Genomic DNA, 17,304 nt, shown 5'->3' on the forward strand with positions numbered 1-17,304 from the left:
TTTCCTCCATCGTTCAAGTCTGCTTCTTGTTTGCCCGCCCCGAACCGGAACGGACCGCCCATTTCATGGCCTCCGCGCGCCACCGCTCTTGGCCTGTTTCTTCGATGGTCGTTTTGATTTCGCCGGCTGAACCCCGGACGGCGCCGCCCGCTTCTGTGCAGCCGGCGCCCCTGCTGATGTCTCGGCACCAAAATTCTGTGCAAAGCGCTCCTGCGAATGCGCGAGGTGATCGCGCATGGCGTCATGGGCCGTCAGCGGCCGGCGCGCAGCGATGGCGTCACGCACGGCCCGGTGCTCGTCGAGCGCGGTTCGCCACGTGGTGGGGTTCTCGAAATAATGCGCTAGCTGCGCGAAATAGGGATTGAGGCGCTGGTCGAACAACTCGCCGACCACCCGCACCAGCACGGCATTGCCGAGACATCCTGCCACGGCGATATGGAAGGCGCGGTCATGAACCATCGAGGCTTCGCCAGGATGGTCGACATTCTCCATCGCGACGAGCGCGGCGTCGATTCGGTCGATGTCATCTTTGGTCGCCACGCGCGCGGCTTGCTCTGCGATGGCGCTTTCGAGGAATTCGCGGGCACGCAGCAGCTCGAACGGGCCTTCTATGACCGCTGATGGCGCCGGCGCGGCGATTGCGGCGGGCTCGATCACATAGATGCCGGATCCGACGCGGATGCGCAGGCGGCCCTCGACCTCGAGCGCAATCAAGGCTTCGCGCACGGTGGGCCTCGACACCTTGAGCTGCTCGGCGAGCTCGCGTTCGGTCGGCAAGCGGCTGCCGACCGCGTACTCGCCGCTGTCGATCAGGCTTCGCAATTGATCGGCGACCTGGCGATAGAGCCGTCTCGCCTCCACAGCTTCCAGCGGCACGCTGGTCCTCCCGAAAAGGTCTCGCGCGGCGCCTTCGGCGCCCGCGGCCCGCCAATTTGGAAAATTGGTCTTACCAATTGACCGGAGCATTGACCTGATACGGACGCCATGTCAAGCAGCGGCAAAGCAAAGGGAAGACGTCCATGCGCCAGAGCTCGATGCGCCTTGATTCCACTTGCCTTGGTCGCGCCAATCTCGACCGGCTGGCACCTGCCATCCGCCGTCCGGCCTATGACTGTTCGCGCGTCACGCCCGGCATCGTGCATCTCGGCCTCGGGGCGTTTCATCGTGCCCATCAGGCCGTCCTCATCGACGATTGCCTTGCTAGTGGCAGCATGTCCTGGGGCATCATCGGCGCGAGCCTGCGCAGCCCGGAGACGCGCGACGCCCTCGCCCCGCAGGACCATCTCTACACCGTCGCCGTGCGTTCCGCCGAAGGTACCGAGCACCGCGTGATCGGCGCCCTGCTCGACAGCGTCGTCGCGCGCGAGAAGCCGGCAGCCCTGATCGAGCGGATGGCCGGTCCCGCCATCCGCATCGTCTCGCTCACGGTGACCGAGAAGGGCTATTGCCACACGCCGCAGACCGGCGATCTCGACGAGCGGCATCCTGATGTCGTGCACGACCTCAATAATTTCGACGCGCCGCGCTCGGCGCCGGGCTTCATCGTCGCCGCGCTGGCACGGCGGCGGGCGCAGGGTCTTTCGCCCTTCACCGTGCTGTGCTGCGACAACCTCGCCGCCAACGGCCACACCGTGCAGCGGATCGTCACGCAGTTCGCCGCGCTGCGTTCTAGGGAACTCGGCAAGTGGATCGCCGACACGGTTGCTTTCCCCTCGACCATGGTCGACCGCATCGTGCCGGAGACGACGGATGCCGACCGCGATGCGGTCGCATCTGCGCTCGGCATGCGCGACGCCTGGCCTGTCATGACCGAGCCGTTCACGCAATGGGTGGTCGAGGACCGCTTCACCGCGGGCCGGCCGGACCTTGCCGCAGCGGGCGTCGAACTCGTCGGCGACGTCAAGCCGTTCGAGCTGATGAAGCTGCGGCTCCTCAACGCCAGCCATTCCGCGCTGGCCTATCTCGGCTATCTCTCCGGCTACGAGACCATCGCCGACACGATGCAGGATCCGCATTTTGCGCGCCTTGCCGCGCAGGTGATGGAAGAGGCCGCGGTGACGCTGACCATGCCATCAGGCACGGATCTCGCCGCCTATCGCGCCTCGCTGCTCAAACGCTTCGCCAATCCGGCGCTGCACCACCGCACCTGGCAGATCGCCATGGACGGCTCGCAAAAGCTGCCGCAGCGGCTGCTCGGCGCGATGCAGGATCGCCTTGCGAGAGGCCTGCCGATCGCAACGCATGCGCTCGCGGTCGCCGCCTGGATGCGCTACGTCAGCGGCGTCGACGAGCAGGGACGGCCGATCGACGTGCGCGACCCGCTCGCCGCCGAGTTCGCCGCGCTGGCGCGCGAGGCGGGACCCGTTGCCGAGCGCCTCGCGCCGGCACTGCTCGGGGTGGCGAAGGTGTTCGGGCCGCTCGGCGCCGAGCCGCGCCTGCGCGAGGCCGTTACCGCGGCGCTCGGCCGCCTTTATGCCGACGGCGCGCGGCGGGCCGTGGCAACGCACGTTTCGGCGTGACCACGACGTGGGCAGCATCATGAATGCTGCACTGCGGCCAAAGTCGACGGAAAGTCGCGCTTGATTTTTGCCTGTCCTTGCCCCACCCGAGAGCGATGGGAAACGACACTAAGGTCATCGCCGCCAACGCGGCCTTTTACGCGGCGTTCTCGACCGGCGACTTCGCCGGCATGGAACGGATGTGGGCGGACGACGACGGCATCTCCTGCATCCATCCCGGCTGGCCGGCCATCATCGGCCGCGCCACAGTGATCGGAAGCTGGCGCGACATCCTGCAAAACCCGCAGCGGCCGCAGATCGTCTGCGCCGAGCCGCAGGCCATCGTCGACGGCGACAGCGCCCGCGTGCTCTGCATCGAGATCGTCGACGGCACCGCGTTGGCTGCGGCGAACCATTTTCGCCGCGTCGGCGACGACTGGCGCCTGGTGCACCATCAGTCCAGCCCGATCGCGCAGATTGTCGAACAGGCCGAGGACGATAGAGCCAGTCACCGCGTCCACTGAGCGCGGCGATCACGGCGCCGTGATCTACTGTGCATGGGGTCGTTTTTCAGCTTTTGTTTGGCGGTCGAAAGTTCCGACAGATCGTCGAGCACGATATGCGCGCCGGTGAAGTCGTCGCCTCCGAAGAACGTGCTACGGGTGATCAGAACCGGGATGCCCGCGCGCGAGGCCGCGATCAGGCCGTTGCCGGAATCCTCAATCGCAACGCAATCGGATGCCTCGAGCTTCAGCCGCGCCAGGATCTCGAGATAGACGTCCGGTGCCGGCTTCTTGTGCCTGACGTCGTCGCCGGCGACGATTGCGTCGAAATCCGCGGTCCAGCGTTTGCCCAGCGCCTGCGACAACAGCGCATCGATATTGCCGTGCGATGTGGTGGTCGCAATCGCAAGCCGCTGGCCGCGCGCCTTCGCGGCCCTGAGCAAATCCGTCACGCCCGGCCGCAAGGGACAGCGGCCGGTCTCGACCAATTCGGCATAATGGGCGGTCTTGATGCGGTGAAGCTCTGCGATGTCCCCGTCCGACAAGGGCGGAGCGGTCAGTAGCCCGTTGTGGTAGGCGCGCATGCGTTCCTTGCCGCCCGTCACCCGCAGCAGGTCCTTGTAGACGGCGCGGTCCCACTGCCAGTCGAGCCCGTGGCGGGCGAAGGCAAGGTTGAAGGCCTGCCGATGCAGCTCCTCGGTTTCGGCCAGGGTGCCGTCAACGTCGAAGATCAGCGCGGCCGCGCGCCGGATCAGATCGGCGGCGTCCGCTGGCGGCTGAACCAACGCTTCGGCCTGCATGATCGATGCCTCCCTTCCGACGCTGCGTAAAGCGAGCATCGGCCGAGCCGGAGGGCGAGACAAATCGCAATATCTTTTGCCGGACCCAAAAATCTCTTATGAGCGAACGGGGCGCGACGCGCGAACGGGAACTTTCGACCTGCACGGGAGACGCATGCGGCTCTTCATCCTCGGCCTCGGCTACAGCGCGCGGCATTTCGTCCGCAAGCACGGCGACAGCTTCTCGCATGTCGCCGGCACCGTGCGCAATCCCGCGCAGCGGGACGACCTTGCCGGGATCGAGGTGCATCCGTTTTCCGGCAGCCTTCCGTCGCCCGAGACGGTTGAACGGGTTCGCGACGCCGACGTCCTCCTGGTGTCGATCCCGCCCGGCAGCGGCGGCGATCCCGCGCTCGCAGCCTTCGCGGACGTGCTGACAGGGCGGCAACGCAAGGCCATCTATCTCTCCACCATCGGGGTGTACGGTGATCACGGTGGAGCGTGGGTCGACGAGAGCACGCCGCCGCAGGCCATCCTCGACCGCACGCGGATGCGGATCGCGGCGGAGCAGGCCTGGACGGATGCGACGGGCGGCGATGCCGCGATCCTGCGGCTTGCCGGCATCTACGGTCCCGGCCGCAACGCGCTGGCGACACTGCGCGCGGGAACGGCGAGGCGCATCATCAAGCCGGGACAGGTGTTCAACCGCATCCACGTCGATGACATCGCGAGCGCGATCATGGCCGCTGTTCATCACCAGGGCGGCGGCGTTTGGAACGTCTGCGACGACGAGCCGGCGCCGCCGCAGGACGTGATCGGCTATGCCGCGCAGCTGATGGGCGTGGCGCCGCCGCCGGAAGAAGCGTTCGCCACCGCCGAGATGTCGGCGATGGCGCGCAGCTTCTATGCCAGCAGCGCCCGCGTCTCCAACGAGAAACTGAAGCGCGAGCTCGGCGTCACGCTGGCCTGCCCCACCTATCGGCACGGCCTCGACGCTCTCTGGCGCGCAGGCGAAGGACGTTAGGGTTCCTGCGCTCCGATGCGTCCCAGACATGCCGCCCCCGCGCTTGACTTCGTCCCTGTGCGGTCATGATCTAGGCATCGAGCGAGCCACTGCACAACGAGCTCGCCTCTTGGGAGAATGCAATGAATAAGACGATCGCCATGATCGCGGCAACGATTGCTGTCGTCACGCTCGGCGCCGCGCGCGCTGCGCCGCTGCCCGAAGCCAGTCCCGACGATGTCGGATTTTCGAAGCAAGGCCTTGCACGCCTCGATAATTTCTTCGCGCGCGAGATCGCGGCCAAGCGCGTTCCCGGCGCAGTGGTCGCCATTGCGCGCGACGGCAAGCTCGTCCACTACAAGGCCTATGGCCTGCTCGATCCGGCCAAGGGCACGCCGATGCCGCTCGACGCGATCTTCGCGCTGGCCTCGATGACCAAGCCGATGGCAGCGGTCGCCGGCCTGACGCTGATGGAGCAGGGACGGCTGCCGCTCCAGGCCAAGCTGTCCGAATACTACCCGGGCTTCGCCGACATGAAGGTCGGCGTGCCTCAGGCGGACGGATCACTCAAGCTCGAACCGCAGACCTCGCCGATCTTCATCCACGATCTCTACCGGCATACGTCGGGGTTGATGTATGGCGGCCGCCCCGACTCATCGAGCCCGGTGGCGCGGCAATATCCCGATGGCATTGCGCCGGCGATCGAAGGCGACACCCAGGCTTTCATCGATCGCATCACCAAGCTGCCGCTGGCGCAGCAGCCCTCGACCGCGTTCGAATACGGCTTTTCGATCGATGTGCTCGGCGCGGTCGTCGAGAAGGTGAGCGAGCAGAAGCTTGGCGACTATCTCGCTGCCAATGTCTGGCAGCCGCTCGGCATGAAGGATGCGACCTTCCATCCGACCGAGGCGCAGCGCCCGCGCCTCGCCCGCCCCTTCCCGAACGATCCGCTGACGGGCAAGCCGCAGGCCATCAAGCTCCTGGACACCCCAACCAAGTTCGATTGTGGCGGCGCCTGCTCCTTCGCGACGGTCGGCGACTACATCCGCTTCGGACAGATGCTGCTCAACGGCGGCGAGCTCGACGGCCAGCGCATCCTCGGTCCGAAGACCGTCCGTCACATGACGGCGAACCATCTCGGCCCCGAGATCAAGAACAACGTCGCCAATGTCGAGCCGCATCGCGGCGGCTTCGGCTTCGGCCTTTCGGTGGCGGTCCGGACGGCCGAAGGATTGTCGTCGGTCCCCGGCAATCCGGGCGAGTTCACCTGGAACGGAGCCTACGGGACGCAGTTCTTCTGCGATCCCAAGGAGCGTCTCGTCGTCGTGGTAGGGACGGCGGCACCGGGTGAGCTCAGGAAGTATTATCGCGAGCAGGTCCAGGACATCGTCTACGGCGCGATGACGAAGTGAGATCGTCATGCCCTGAAAGAGAAAGGGCGGCCGCTCCGGCCGCCCTTATTAATCAGCGTCAGCTCAACACGCCGTATTTCTTGAACCAGGCCTCTGCCTGCTTCCAGGCATCTTCCGCGGCGTCCTTGCGGTAGCTGCCGCGATAGTCGGCATGGAAGCCGTGCGGCGCTTCGGGGTAGATCTTGAAGTCGGCCGTCTTCTTGCTCTGCTCGAGCGTGGCCTTCATCTGCTCGACCTGGGCGACGGGAATGCCGGTATCGGCGCCACCATAGAGGCCGAGCACCGGCGCCTTCATCTCGGGCGCGAGCTGCAGCGGGCTCTTCGGCCACAACGGGTTGGCTGGATCGACCAAGGTCCCGTAGAAGGCAACGCCCGCCTTGAGCGCACCGCTGTGGGCGGCATATTCCCAGACCGTGCGGCCACCCCGGCAGAAGCCGATGATGCCGAGCTTCGTTGTGTCGCCGCCTTGCGATCCTGCCCAGGCCACCGTCGCGTCCAGATCCGACAACAGCTCCGCGTCCGGCTTAGCATTCACCACCGGCAGCAGCTCCTTGATATCCGTGACCTTGGTCAGGTCGATGCCCTTGCGGAAATAATAGTCGGGCGCCACTGCGAACGCGCCGAGCTTGGCGAGGCGCCGCGTCACATCCCGGATGTATTCGTGCAGTCCGAAGATCTCCATCGCCACGATGATCACCGGCGCCTTGGCGTTGCCGGCCGGGCGGGCGAAATAGGCGGGCATTTCCTCGGAGCCGACCTTGATCCTGGCATCGCCGGCCTGGAGGCCGCTGGTATCCGTCGTGATGATGTCGGCCCGGACCGGACCGGCCGCGAGGGTGTAGCCAGCGGCGACGGCCGCGGTGGCGCTCATGAATCCGCGCCGCGAGAGCGGAGCCACTTTCGTCAGTCCAACGACGTCGGATGTCACGGTCGTTTCAAAGCTCATCGATCTTCCCATTCCTGATTCCCATGCTGATGCCCCCTCGGGCGCCGCATTCGCCGATAATTGCCGGATAAACGCAAGTCACCAGCCTGCGAGGACGCGGCTCGCCACGTCAGCCCTTCGTTGGCGAGCGCCGGTGTCCGCCGCCCGCCGGAGCGTGGGCCGTGTGCCGGACTTAACCGTCTGGCTGCACTGCATCGCAACATCCATTAACCGAAAGGAATGGTTCTTTCCCTGCCGGCCAGGCCGCTCGGCGCTGTAGAGAATGCACCTGTGCGCGCACCCGACGTGCCCTGCCGCAACAAATGGCAGCCGGGGTGACGACAGTGACACATCATGTTGCTTGCGCATCGCTCATCATCACCAAATCACGTGCGAACCGCGGTCATTTGATTGAAATTTTCAGAGGATCTTGGCCGCGCGATTTACCCGGTCTTTCTTTGTGACACCCTAGTTCCACGGCCGGAAGTTCCATCTTCGGAAACGCAGAGGCTTCTTCCCGCGACGCGCGATGCTCGCCCGCAACGGACGACGGAGCGCGAGCGGGTCTCATTCTCGTCCGCCCCCGATTGCGCTACCTGAGGCCCAATTGAATAAACGTTATCCGACCTGGAACTGAAATGAATTTGGCTCGTGAATCGATTGAACTGTTGGAGCAGGCCGCACGCATCCTTTGGTTCGAAGGCACCAAGCACGGTTTGCGCGACCGCGAATGGATGGCGCTGCGCTTTCTCTCCCGCGCCAACCGATTTTCCCGAACCCCCTCGGCGCTGGCGAGCTACGTCGGCACCACGCGCGGCACCGCCTCGTTCATCATCGGCGAGCTCGAGCGGCTCGGTTATCTCGAGCGGAAGCGCTCGGCCACGGACAAGCGGTCGGTGACGTTGAGCGTGACCCAGCAGGGCAAGAAGTTCCTGATGCGCGATCCCGTCAGCGTCCTCGTCGAAGCGATTGCCGTTCTGGACGACGAGGTCAAGATCCGCTTCCGCGACACGTTCCGGCACGTGCTGGACCACTCCGATGCCGCCGAGCAGCGGCACCACACCGACGTCTGCAAGCGGTGCATCTTCCTGCGGGAGGATCGCGCCAATACCGACAGCAAGACGACGGCCGAGTTCAGCTGCCGCCTGTTTCGCGCACCGATCGCCGAGGCGGAGGTCGATCTGCTGTGCACCAGCTTCGAGCATCACCGCCAGTAGAAGGCGGCTCGATCAGGGCGTCGCCTTGCGCGACGAATAGATAACACGGCCGCTGGCTTCCACCACCAGGCGCCCGTTCTCGTTCCTGATCTCTTCGATGCGGCCAAGGCCGGGCACCTGCTGTCCCAGCACGGCTTCGATGACGCCGTTCGGGCCTTGTAGGATCGCGATCCCCTCATAGGCCTGGCGGACCGCCCAGCCCTTGATCGCCTTGCGCGGCGCCGACGCACGCTCGGGCGCGGGCACCGATCCCGTGAACTCGGGCGCGGCGACCGCGGCCATCATCGGCCCTTGCGGCAACACCGGCTGCGTCTGCACCGTCGCCGGCGCGGGAGCTTGGGCTTGGGCTTGGGCTTGGGCTTGGGCTTGGGCCTGCACCTGAGCGAGCTTGTCGAGCTTCACCGTGGAGGACGAGCTCACCCGCTCGATCCGGTCGAGATTCTCGGCAAACCTGCCGAAGCGATCGTTCGTGACCTTGCTGGATTGATCGACCGCGGTCCGCAAGCCGTCGAGGTTTTCAGACACGCCCGACACCTGCTTGCGCAGTTGCGCGACGGTCTCGCGCAGAATCCTGATTTCCGCATTGGCCGCAGCGTTGTTCGGCGCGGGTTGCGTGGTGAGATAGGCGATCACGCCGGTGCAGGCGCAGACCACGAGCATGGCGGCGACCGCCAGAGTTGCGAGCGGCGCGACCCATGTCGGACGGGGTGGCGGCGGCTTCGCCACGATCACGGCCGGCTTGATCACGGCCGGCGCGGGCTTCGGGATCGCCATCTTGTCGAGGCGGGCCTTGGCACGGATGCGCTTCAAGCCATCGAGTGCCTCCTTTGCGAGAGCCTCGTCGCTGGCCGCGGCCGATACGCGCTTTTCGCTCGCGGCAGGCTTGGTCGTTCGCGCCGCGTTGTCCATTGCATCGCTCGCGTCCGGCGCCGGCTTCGCCGCCGCGGAAGCATCCGCGGTCGCGTTGGGACGAGCTTGTCCATCGGACAACATATGAAAATGCTCCGTTCGGTTTCGGTCTGTCGAACGACGATATTTGCCGAAGCTTGCCTGAAACGTGCGGGTCGAAAGCCGTTCATCGCGCGCGATGCGACATCGCATGAGTCGATCGCGTCATACACGTGGCGATAGTGCGACTCGAAAGACACACACACGCCAAGATTTCACCAAGTTGGAGTCTTGGCGCAACGTGAGTCGAACTGCCGCATGCGGAAAAGCGAGTTCCAGAGTCAATCCGGGGTTGAAAACCCATCAATGTGCGTGCCCGGAGCACCACCCGAAATAGCTGTAATTGTACGGGGATGCGGAACTATACAACCATCACGATGCAAAACTAGTTTGGCATCAAAATCAACTGATGCGATCTGATACATCAAGAAACAACCTGAAACAAATCAACAGCATCAAGCGCGTGTAGCAATCGCTTTCTTACGCACGCTTGATCGGGAATCGGCAATCGCTACGGTTCTACTCAAGTGATTCTCGCCAGTTGGCGAGGAGATCGACACGGTTCAGCAGTGTTCGGACGCGATGAGCAACTTGGCGCAACTGTTCTAGGTCGTTTCTCAACCTGCTCCGCGAGGTGATCAGTAAGACACCCGCCGAGCCTCACGCAGTAAGCGTTTCAGTATCGAGTTGAAGTAACAGGCCTGCGAGACGCAGGCGCTGAACGCGTAGGGCTGCCCGCGAATATCGAAACCACAACAACGGTTCGCGGGATGGAATGTCGTCAAACAGCATCGTTGCCGAGCCGGGGCATCACAACAACCAACCGGCCGCAACAAGTGCGAAACAGGGGCGAAAGACTGATGTATATTATCGTTGATGATCGTGAGAGCGTCGCGAACAGCTATGTCGGAGGGCTCGTTCGCGAAGGCGTATCGTCGATCGGCTTCTCCTCCGGAGAATTCTGGGACTGGCTGCAATCTGCGAGCGAATCCGATCTGGCGGCGGTGGACGCTTTTCTCCTCGGGGATTGCGATGCCCGCGGAAGCCTGCCGCGGGCGATGCGCAAGCGCTCATCGGCTCCTATCATCGCCATGAGCGGCCAGAAGATGCTCAAGAACACGCTGGAGCTGTTCGAATCGGGCGTGGACGACGTCGTGCACGTGCCGATCCATCTGCGCGAGATCCTCGCACGAACGGCCGCGATCGCGCGCCGCCGGGTGGGCGAGCTGCCGAGGCCCTGCGAGAGCAGGATCCAGGTCTTCTTCAACGGCCGTGATCCCGAAATCGCGGGCCACGCCCTCACCCTGCCCCGCCGCGAACTGCGCATTCTCGAATATATGGTGGCCAACCACGGCAAGTGGATCACCAAGACGCAGATCTTCAACGCGGTCTACGGCATCTTCGAGTCCACCTTCGACGAGAGCGTGATCGAGAGCCACGTCAGCAAGCTGCGCAAGAAGCTCCGCGACCGCCTCGGCTTCGACGCGATCGTGGCAAGGCGTTACGTCGGCTACCGCCTCAACATCCCGGCGGGCGAAACTCTCGACGAGCCGGTGCAGGAGCTCGAGGACGTCGGCATCCTCTTGAAGCGGGCGCAGGCCGCCCCCGCGGCATACCCGGCCGGAAACTGACAAGGGCGCAAGCCTGGCACGAACCGACAACGGCCTCCGCACTTCGCGGAGGCCGTTGCACGTTCAGCGGCGGAGACGATCGGATGAGCAGCGCTTATACAGCCATCCCGCGCTACGGCTTCTGCTGGAATTCTTCCTTGGACACGTAATTGAAGTCCTCGACCAGGACGTCCTGGACGATGTCACCCTGCATCCGTTCGTTGACGCGCTGCTTGATGGCCGTCGTCAGGATGGCGAGGTCGTAACGGGCGAGCTTCCTGAAGTCGAGACGATCGTCGGCATAGATCCTGCGGAAGGCCTCGTCGACGACGAACGGCTCCGGCGGGACGTTCAGCTGGTGCATGGTCCGCGCCTCCATGGTGTAGACGAAGCGCGCGACGATGTAGCCCTGGACATTGCCGTTTTCGACCATCGGCACGCTCAGCGCCCGCGTCTTGTGATATTGCAGCCCTTCGAGATACTCGTCCTTCGCCGGCAGCAGGCTGCCCTTCTCCTTCCAATAGGCGACGGCATAGCTCGTGCCCGCCGTGAGGATGCATACCCAGAGCCCGGCCAGCACCAGCCTGATCATTTTCCGTCCTGCGCTGTGCGACCGGTATAGGTGCCGTCGGACTCGGCGTCCTTGACCGCCTTGACGATGATGCTCGCGACTTCGCGGACCGCGTCGTAGTGCATTTCCAGAATGGAGCGATTTCGCTCGAGCTTCTCGCGCAGCCGCTGAATCTCCTCGGTGATCTCGACCTCGCCGCCAAGGTGCATCCGCGCCCGCATCAGGCGGACGAACTCGAGCATGCTCCGGCTCTTCCGCGCGCTGAAGTCGTCGAAATCGATCTTCTGGCCGGTCGCGAGCGCGGTCGTCTCCTCCTCGACGATACCTGTGAGCCGGCGGATTGCGGCCAGCAGGCCACGCATTTCGTCCGATCTCACCGTGTCGGCGGCGTCGACCCTTGCCTCGCCACCCCCGATCGGCAGCAACACGGGCAGCAGCGCATCCCCCGCTTCGGCTTCCGTCGTCACCATCTCGGTGTCCGCGACCGCCTGGTCCATCGCCACGGCCACCGCGCCTTCTTGTGCCTGCATTGGAAATTCACCTCTCAACTTCTGTCACCCGTTCGCGGATCATGATTTGGCCTTCGCAGCGTCCGGTCCAGCCGGATGCGCGGCGGCGAGCTGCCGGGCGATGCCGACACCGTTGCCCTTTGCCAGCTGGCTGCCGAGCTGCTCTGCAAGCATCGACTTCCAGACGCCGCCAGCCGTGCCCTTGCCGAAGACCTCCTCCGACTCCTTCGGCAACATCGTCTCGACGAAGGTCTGGAGGATGAAGGCTTCGAACTTGCGGTAAACCTCACCGGATGCCGGCGCCTTGATCACCTGCACCGGCGCCCCGTTCACGGCACCCGACTGCGCTTCCGCGACTTTCGCCGCGGATTGATCGGCGGTCGCCGCTTTGGCCTTGCCGACTTCCGCCTCCATCGTGGCGGCGAAATCGGCGTCCGACGATTTCAGCGCGTCGAGCTTCGCGGTCGCGGCGCGCTGCGTCGCGGGGTCCGCGGCTTCGAGGACGTCGAGGACGAGGTCGGGCGTCGCTGTCACGATCATGTCTTGTTCCGGTTGGCTGGCTGTGGCGTCCAGGCGTGCACGGTAAGGCTCGTTCCCGTCATGTCCTCGAGCGAGCGCTTCTCGGCATCGCGGAGCTTGTCTGCGAGTGCGGCCTTGGCGACCTCCTCGATCTGTTTCACGCGGCGGGTCTCCCTGCGAACCTGGTCGAGCTGCTGCACGGCCTGCGCCTGCACCGCACGGGCGCCGACGCTCGCCCTGTTGAGACGCCGCGCGATCGATTCGTTCGACGATCCCGCCGGCGGCTTTCCATCGTTCAAGGCTCCGACCAGCCATTCTTGCTCGTCCTGCAGGCTGCGCTCCTGCTGCCGCAATTGAGCGAGCTGCCATTCGGAGAGCCGGAGCTGCAGCTTCACCAGCGAGACCATCCGGCCGAGCTTGTCCGCGCGCGATGTCATGACCCGGTCACTCCGCCAGCCACGACGACGCGCCCAGCATGAACTGCGTCAGCAGCTCGTCGCTGGTGAGGTAGAGCAGCAGGAAGCCGCCGAACAGCACGAAGGGCACCGAGATGAAATAGACCGGAATGGCCGGCGTCAGCTTGTTGATCAGGCCGACCGCCAGGTTGACGATGACCGAATAGACGATGAAAGGGCTCGAGATCCGCAGCGTCAGCACGAACGCTTCCGAAAGGCGGCCGACGAGCAGCTCGAGCGCGACGCTGCCGCCCAGCCTGCTGCCGGGCTTCCAGACGTCGTAGGAGTTCATCAGCCCCCGCAGCACCTGCCAGTGCTGGTCGGTCATGAAGAACAGCGTGGTGACGGCCGCCATGATCAGCGGCACCAGGGCCGGCGCCGGATCGGTGTCGGCGATCGGTGTGCCCGGGATGTTGCTCAGCCCGATCGCGCTCGCCATCATGGTCGCCATAGTCTGGAGGGCGAGGAAGAACACGCGCCCGCCGAGCCCGATGACGCTGCCGACCACGAGCTCGGAACAGATCAGGAGCGCGAGCGTCAGGGGAGCCGCGTTGTCCGTGAGCGGCTTCAGGACGGCAATCAGGATCGGCGTCAGTGCAAACGTCGTGACCAGCGCGACGAACAGGCGCACCTGGGGCGGAACGTTGACGCTGGAATAGCCGGGCACCAGCATCAGGCAGGCGCCGATGCGGCAAAACACGATGAACGTCACCAGCACGCTGTCGGCGAGCCCTGAGATCACGATATGGCTCCCAGCGCCCTGATCTCGGCGCTGCGCGCGACTTCGACATGCGACAGGATCGGCAAAGTCGGGAACACCCGCTCCAGGATCATCCGGACATAGGGGCGCGCTTCCGGCGTCACTGCCAGCACCGCGCTGGTGCCGCTCTCGGTGAATTTCCGGATCGCGGCGCTGGCTTCGGTCGCGAACTGCTCGATCAGGCGCGGGTCTGCGTCGAACTCGACGACGTCCCCCTTGGCATCGCGCTTCAGGCTCTGGTGGAAAGCGAGATCCCAGCGGTTGCCGAGACGGACCACGTTGAGCACGCCATTGTCGGAGAGATCACCGCAAATCTGCTGGGCGAGTCGGGTCCGAACGTGCTCCGCCACCTGCTCGGAGCGCCGCACATGGGGCGCGATCTCGGCGATCGCCTCGAGGATCAGGTGAAGATTGCGAATGGAGACGCGCTCGGCAAGCAGGATCTTCAGGATCGCCAGCAGGCCCGAATAGGAGATCTGCGACGGGCAGAGATCCTCGACCAGGCGCTTGTATTCGGGATCGAGCCGGTCGAGCAGGGCGCGCATGTCCTTGTAGGACAGCAGCTGGGCAAGGTTCGCCCTGATCACTTCGCTCAAATGCGTGAGCAGCACCGACAAATTGTCGACCGGCTTGCAGCCCTGCCGCTTGACTTCGTCGGTGAAGGCTTCCGTCACCCACAGCGCCTTCATGCCGAACGCGGGCTCGATCACCTCGTCGCCCGGCACGTCGGGCTTGCCGTCCTTGTCGACCAGCACCAGCACCTCGCCGAGCCTGAGCTCGCCATGGGCAACGCGCGTGTCGTGAATCCGGATCTGGTAGCTCTTGGGATCGATCGACAGATTGTCCGTGAGCTTGATCTCGGGAATGACGAAGCCGTACTGCTTGGCGAATTTCTTGCGGATCTTGGCCACGCGGTGGGCAAGCTCGGTGCGCGAGCCCAACAGATGGACCGAAAGGTGGCCGCCGAGCGCCAGCTCGATCTCGGCGGTCTTGAGCTGCTCCTTGACGGACTCCTTGGCCTCAGCCTGGGCGCGCTCGTCGGCCTTGCGGGCCTCCTCCTTCTGCTTCAGCGCGGCCTGCCGCTTCGGCAACGAATAGCCGACGAAGGCCATGACACCCCCAAGCAGCACGAACGGCGCCATCGGCAGTCCCGGCATCAAAGCGAGCACGAACATCATCAGCGCGGCGGCCGACACCGCGCGCGGATAGCCGCCGAGCTGCCGCAGCACCGCCTGCTCCGCCGAGCCCGTGGTGCCGCCCTTGGAGACCAGGAGGCCCGCCGACAGCGACACGATCAAAGCCGGCATCTGCGACACCAGACCATCGCCGACGGAGAGCTTGGTGTAGACGTCGGCCGCGCGGGACAGAGTCAATCCGTGATGGGTGACGCCGATGACGATGCCGCCGAAGATGTTGATCGCGGTGATGATGAGACCGGCAATGGCGTCGCCACGGACGAATTTCGAGGCGCCGTCCATGGCGCCGAAGAACGCGCTCTCCTCTTCGAGCTCGCGGCGCCGGCGCTGCGCTTCCTTGTCGTCGATCAAGCCGGCGGACAGGTCGGCGTCGATCGCCATCTGCTTGCCCGGGATGGCGTCCAGGGTGAAACGGGCGCCGACTTCGGCGATACGCGTCGCGCCCTTGGTGATCACGACGAAATTCACCGTTACCAGGATCGCGAAGATGATGAGGCCGATGACGAAGTCGCCGCCCATGACGAACTGCGAGAAGCCGGCAACGACATGGCCTGCCGCATGTTCACCCTCCCCGCCGCGCGACAGGATCAGGCGCGTCGTCGCGATGTTCAGCGCGAGGCGCAGGATCGTCGCGATCAGCAGCACGGTCGGGAAAGCCGAGAAGTCGAGCGGACGCTGAATCCACAGCGCCACCATCAGGATCAGGGCCGACAGCGCGATCGAGAACGCGAGGCCGAGGTCGATCAGGATCGGAGGAATCGGCAGGAACAGAATCGTGAGCATGGTCACGATGCCGGCGGCGAAAAAGGCATCCGTTCCGAGACGGCGCGGATTGGGCGGGCTAGCAGCTAACGTATCGGCCATGGGTCACCGGCAGGGGGTCCGCCCGTAATCTGCCGCGCAAAGCTTACGCGGGGATGGTGCCGGGGCCGCCGGATCAGAAGCCGCGCTCGATCCTGGAATAGACCATCTCGGTGAAGGTCGACAGATGCGCGCCGATGAAGGAGCCGGAGACGGCAACGACCAGGAGAATGACGATGATCTTCGGCACGAAGGTCAGCGTCACCTCCTGGATCTGGGTCAGGGCCTGGATCAGCGCGATGACGGTGCCGACCAGCATGGCTGCGCCGACCGCAGGCCCGGAGGCGACGATGATGGTCCAGATCGCCGCCTGGACGATATCGAGGGCGTCCCGCTCGTTCATGACTGGCTGATCGTGAGGCCCGGTCCGACCGCGACCTTGGTGCCATCCTGAAGCGTCGCGATGGAGCCGTCGCTGTTGATGGAGACCGAGACGACCTTGCCGCTGAAGGTCGCGCCGGTCGAGTCGGTGAAGCTGACCGTCTTCCCGATCAGCCCGTTGGCCTGCGACAAGGACTGCGAGGACAACAGCGCGTCTAGCTTCGCATTCGTCTGCATCGCCTGCTCGACCGTCGAGAGCTGGGCGAACTGGCTCATATACTGCGCGGTGTCCATGGGATTGGTCGGATCCTGGTTCTTCATCTGGGCGATGAGGAGCTGGAGAAACGTGTTGTAGTCTACGCTGTTGCTCGACGTCGTCGAGTTGGTGTCGGTCGAGCTGGATCTGCTGGTGCTGTCGGTCGCGCTGGTGACGTTCATCTTGTCCCTCCGCTGTCAGGCAGCTTCGACTGGGGAAACGGCGGCGGCGCCGGCCAGGATGGCCTGCTCCACCGGAAACAACGCGCGAATCCGCTTGAGCGCCTCGAAATAGCGGGTCGCCCCGACCAGTTCGTCGATCGCGCCGAGCCCATCGAGCATCTCGCGGTTCTCGCAAACGGCACACAGGGCGGCGTGATGCTGGGCGTAGAGCGTCGCAGCGTCGCGAACGTCGGTCGGGTTCATCAGCATGAGCTGGACGATGAAATAGAGCTGCCGCAGCGCCGTGGTGGCGTCGGACGCCTGCATGACCTGCCCTTCGAGCAGGAACATCACGTCGTTGACGAGCTCGACGGAGACCTTGCGGTCGACGCGGAGCACCGCGCCGTTGATGTAGATCCGTTCGCCCGCGCGCAAGGAGATCTTCATTAAAGCGCGTCTCGGATCAGGCGGTTGATTTCGATGAGCTGCACCACGTCGCTGGACCGCTGCTCGCGGAGACGGTCGGCCTCCTTGACCACCCACAGGCCGATCGAGATGATGTCGGCGCGCAGCTTGTCCGGCAGGCCGTTGTCCGGGTGCGCGAGATCCTCGATGAAGATCGTCCACAGCCGCCGCACATAGAGCAGGCTCTCGACCTGATCCTCGAGGCTGAAACGCCCCTTCTGGATCCGCTCGAGCCGGTCGATGCCGAGGCTGAGCGCCTGCCGCTCGCGGCTGCGCGCCTCATAGCCACTTTCGTCAACGACCGCTTCATAGGCTTCAAACGTCATCAGGACCAC

General features: G+C 64.8%; 20 protein-coding genes. 6 read left to right on the forward strand and 14 right to left on the reverse strand.

What is annotated here, in order from left to right:
* Positions 1-63: 63 nt before the first annotated feature.
* Positions 64-876 carry a FadR/GntR family transcriptional regulator gene (locus ACM43_RS18800; RefSeq protein ID WP_271542075.1) on the reverse strand — a complete coding sequence of 271 codons (813 nt, stop codon included), beginning with the start codon at positions 874-876 and terminating at the stop codon, positions 64-66.
* 158 nt (positions 877-1,034) lie between these two features.
* Between ACM43_RS18800 and ACM43_RS18805 the strand changes: the two genes are divergently transcribed.
* Entirely contained in the window at positions 1,035-2,519 is a 1,485-nt protein-coding gene (locus ACM43_RS18805) for a mannitol dehydrogenase family protein (RefSeq protein WP_271542126.1), read from the forward strand.
* A gap of 95 nt (positions 2,520-2,614) precedes the next feature.
* Entirely contained in the window at positions 2,615-3,022 is a 408-nt protein-coding gene (locus ACM43_RS18810; protein WP_036007097.1) for a nuclear transport factor 2 family protein, read from the forward strand.
* Here ACM43_RS18810 and ACM43_RS18815 read toward each other — a convergent pair.
* Positions 3,007-3,801 carry an HAD family hydrolase gene (locus tag ACM43_RS18815; RefSeq protein ID WP_271542076.1) on the reverse strand — a complete coding sequence of 265 codons (795 nt, stop codon included), beginning with the start codon at positions 3,799-3,801 and terminating at the stop codon, positions 3,007-3,009. The two genes, ACM43_RS18810 and ACM43_RS18815, sit on opposite strands and share 16 nt — an antisense overlap.
* 154 nt (positions 3,802-3,955) lie before the next feature.
* On the opposite strand from ACM43_RS18815, the gene ACM43_RS18820 reads away from it, so the two are divergent.
* Together ACM43_RS18820 and ACM43_RS18825 are read left to right on the forward strand one after the other, a co-directional pair.
* Entirely contained in the window at positions 3,956-4,804 is an 849-nt protein-coding gene (locus tag ACM43_RS18820) for an SDR family oxidoreductase (protein WP_271542077.1), read from the forward strand.
* A 122-nt stretch (positions 4,805-4,926) separates the two neighbouring features.
* The gene (locus ACM43_RS18825; RefSeq protein WP_157281867.1) at positions 4,927-6,195 is read left to right on the forward strand and encodes a serine hydrolase domain-containing protein; all 1,269 of its coding nucleotides are present in this window, start codon (positions 4,927-4,929) and stop codon (positions 6,193-6,195) included.
* A gap of 58 nt (positions 6,196-6,253) precedes the next feature.
* Here ACM43_RS18825 and ACM43_RS18830 read toward each other — a convergent pair whose 3' ends face one another.
* Complete coding sequence (locus ACM43_RS18830; RefSeq protein ID WP_271542078.1) at positions 6,254-7,141, reverse strand: dienelactone hydrolase family protein; 888 nt, start codon at positions 7,139-7,141, stop codon at positions 6,254-6,256.
* Positions 7,142-7,758: 617 nt separating this feature from the next.
* Here ACM43_RS18830 and ACM43_RS18835 point away from each other — a divergent pair.
* Positions 7,759-8,337 (forward strand): MarR family winged helix-turn-helix transcriptional regulator, encoded by a 579-nt coding sequence (locus tag ACM43_RS18835; RefSeq protein WP_271542079.1) that lies wholly within the window; start codon positions 7,759-7,761, stop codon positions 8,335-8,337.
* A 12-nt stretch (positions 8,338-8,349) separates the two neighbouring features.
* Here the strand turns inward: ACM43_RS18835 and ACM43_RS18840 are convergent, their stop codons facing one another.
* On the reverse strand, positions 8,350-9,330 hold the full coding sequence (locus ACM43_RS18840; RefSeq protein WP_271542080.1) for a hypothetical protein: 981 nt from the start codon (positions 9,328-9,330) through the stop codon (positions 8,350-8,352).
* Positions 9,331-10,145: 815 nt separating this feature from the next.
* On the opposite strand from ACM43_RS18840, the gene ACM43_RS18845 reads away from it, so the two are divergent.
* Positions 10,146-10,916: a response regulator transcription factor gene (locus tag ACM43_RS18845; RefSeq protein WP_157281875.1), complete on the forward strand. Its 771-nt coding sequence runs from the start codon at positions 10,146-10,148 to the stop codon at positions 10,914-10,916.
* Positions 10,917-11,028: 112 nt separating this feature from the next.
* Here the strand turns inward: ACM43_RS18845 and ACM43_RS18850 are convergent, their stop codons facing one another.
* The 10 genes from ACM43_RS18850 to flaF all read right to left on the reverse strand — a co-directional run bounded on the left by ACM43_RS18850 (position 11,029) and on the right by flaF (position 17,295).
* Positions 11,029-11,487 (reverse strand): hypothetical protein, encoded by a 459-nt coding sequence (locus ACM43_RS18850; protein WP_036007081.1) that lies wholly within the window; start codon positions 11,485-11,487, stop codon positions 11,029-11,031.
* Positions 11,484-11,996, reverse strand: coding sequence for a flagellar biosynthesis protein FlgN (locus ACM43_RS18855; protein ID WP_271542081.1), 513 nt, complete (start codon positions 11,994-11,996; stop codon positions 11,484-11,486). Before ACM43_RS18855 ends, ACM43_RS18850 begins: the two co-directional genes overlap by 4 nt.
* Before the next feature lie 39 nt (positions 11,997-12,035).
* A complete protein-coding gene (locus tag ACM43_RS18860) occupies positions 12,036-12,515 on the reverse strand; it encodes a rod-binding protein (RefSeq protein ID WP_198399646.1) in 480 nt (159 codons plus the stop codon).
* On the reverse strand, positions 12,512-12,931 hold the full coding sequence (locus ACM43_RS18865; protein ID WP_157281879.1) for a hypothetical protein: 420 nt from the start codon (positions 12,929-12,931) through the stop codon (positions 12,512-12,514). Before ACM43_RS18865 ends, ACM43_RS18860 begins: the two co-directional genes overlap by 4 nt.
* Positions 12,932-12,938: 7 nt before the next feature.
* On the reverse strand, positions 12,939-13,691 hold the full coding sequence (fliR, locus tag ACM43_RS18870; protein WP_271542082.1) for a flagellar biosynthesis protein FliR: 753 nt from the start codon (positions 13,689-13,691) through the stop codon (positions 12,939-12,941).
* Positions 13,688-15,769: a flagellar biosynthesis protein FlhA gene (gene flhA, locus ACM43_RS18875; protein WP_271542083.1), complete on the reverse strand. Its 2,082-nt coding sequence runs from the start codon at positions 15,767-15,769 to the stop codon at positions 13,688-13,690. Before flhA ends, fliR begins: the two co-directional genes overlap by 4 nt.
* A gap of 73 nt (positions 15,770-15,842) precedes the next feature.
* Positions 15,843-16,109 (reverse strand): flagellar biosynthesis protein FliQ, encoded by a 267-nt coding sequence (gene fliQ / locus ACM43_RS18880; RefSeq protein ID WP_025034323.1) that lies wholly within the window; start codon positions 16,107-16,109, stop codon positions 15,843-15,845.
* Positions 16,106-16,525: a flagellar hook assembly protein FlgD gene (gene flgD, locus ACM43_RS18885; protein WP_036007048.1), complete on the reverse strand. Its 420-nt coding sequence runs from the start codon at positions 16,523-16,525 to the stop codon at positions 16,106-16,108. The genes fliQ and flgD overlap by 4 nt, the downstream gene beginning before the upstream one ends.
* A gap of 15 nt (positions 16,526-16,540) precedes the next feature.
* Positions 16,541-16,951 carry a flagellar biosynthesis repressor FlbT gene (flbT, locus tag ACM43_RS18890; protein ID WP_271542084.1) on the reverse strand — a complete coding sequence of 137 codons (411 nt, stop codon included), beginning with the start codon at positions 16,949-16,951 and terminating at the stop codon, positions 16,541-16,543.
* The gene (gene flaF / locus ACM43_RS18895) at positions 16,951-17,295 is read right to left on the reverse strand and encodes a flagellar biosynthesis regulator FlaF (RefSeq protein ID WP_157281887.1); all 345 of its coding nucleotides are present in this window, start codon (positions 17,293-17,295) and stop codon (positions 16,951-16,953) included. Before flaF ends, flbT begins: the two co-directional genes overlap by 1 nt.
* Positions 17,296-17,304 lie beyond the last annotated feature (9 nt).

The sequence above is a fragment of the Bradyrhizobium sp. CCBAU 45321 genome (genome assembly GCF_028128975.1).
GTDB lineage: Bacteria > Pseudomonadota > Alphaproteobacteria > Rhizobiales > Xanthobacteraceae > Bradyrhizobium > Bradyrhizobium yuanmingense.

Bases quoted from the DNA above. Each gene is read 5' to 3' on its own strand.
- ACM43_RS18865 (WP_157281879.1), bottom strand. From the start codon at position 12,931: ATGACATCGCGCGCGGACAAGCTCGGCCGGATGGTCTCGCTGGTGAAG.
- fliQ (WP_025034323.1), bottom strand. From the start codon at position 16,109: ATGAACGAGCGGGACGCCCTCGATATCGTCCAGGCGGCGATCTGGACC.
- flaF (WP_157281887.1), bottom strand. From the start codon at position 17,295: ATGACGTTTGAAGCCTATGAAGCGGTCGTTGACGAAAGTGGCTATGAG.
- ACM43_RS18855 (WP_271542081.1), bottom strand. From the start codon at position 11,996: ATGCAGGCACAAGAAGGCGCGGTGGCCGTGGCGATGGACCAGGCGGTC.
- ACM43_RS18815 (WP_271542076.1), bottom strand. From the start codon at position 3,801: ATGCAGGCCGAAGCGTTGGTTCAGCCGCCAGCGGACGCCGCCGATCTG.
- flbT (WP_271542084.1), bottom strand. From the start codon at position 16,951: ATGAAGATCTCCTTGCGCGCGGGCGAACGGATCTACATCAACGGCGCG.
- ACM43_RS18860 (WP_198399646.1), bottom strand. From the start codon at position 12,515: ATGATCGTGACAGCGACGCCCGACCTCGTCCTCGACGTCCTCGAAGCC.
- ACM43_RS18825 (WP_157281867.1), top strand. From the start codon at position 4,927: ATGAATAAGACGATCGCCATGATCGCGGCAACGATTGCTGTCGTCACG.
- ACM43_RS18840 (WP_271542080.1), bottom strand. From the start codon at position 9,330: ATGTTGTCCGATGGACAAGCTCGTCCCAACGCGACCGCGGATGCTTCC.
- flhA (WP_271542083.1), bottom strand. From the start codon at position 15,769: ATGGCCGATACGTTAGCTGCTAGCCCGCCCAATCCGCGCCGTCTCGGA.
- ACM43_RS18805 (WP_271542126.1), top strand. From the start codon at position 1,035: ATGCGCCTTGATTCCACTTGCCTTGGTCGCGCCAATCTCGACCGGCTG.
- ACM43_RS18830 (WP_271542078.1), bottom strand. From the start codon at position 7,141: ATGAGCTTTGAAACGACCGTGACATCCGACGTCGTTGGACTGACGAAA.
- ACM43_RS18810 (WP_036007097.1), top strand. From the start codon at position 2,615: ATGGGAAACGACACTAAGGTCATCGCCGCCAACGCGGCCTTTTACGCG.
- ACM43_RS18835 (WP_271542079.1), top strand. From the start codon at position 7,759: ATGAATTTGGCTCGTGAATCGATTGAACTGTTGGAGCAGGCCGCACGC.
- flgD (WP_036007048.1), bottom strand. From the start codon at position 16,525: ATGAACGTCACCAGCGCGACCGACAGCACCAGCAGATCCAGCTCGACC.
- ACM43_RS18820 (WP_271542077.1), top strand. From the start codon at position 3,956: ATGCGGCTCTTCATCCTCGGCCTCGGCTACAGCGCGCGGCATTTCGTC.
- ACM43_RS18850 (WP_036007081.1), bottom strand. From the start codon at position 11,487: ATGATCAGGCTGGTGCTGGCCGGGCTCTGGGTATGCATCCTCACGGCG.
- ACM43_RS18845 (WP_157281875.1), top strand. From the start codon at position 10,146: ATGTATATTATCGTTGATGATCGTGAGAGCGTCGCGAACAGCTATGTC.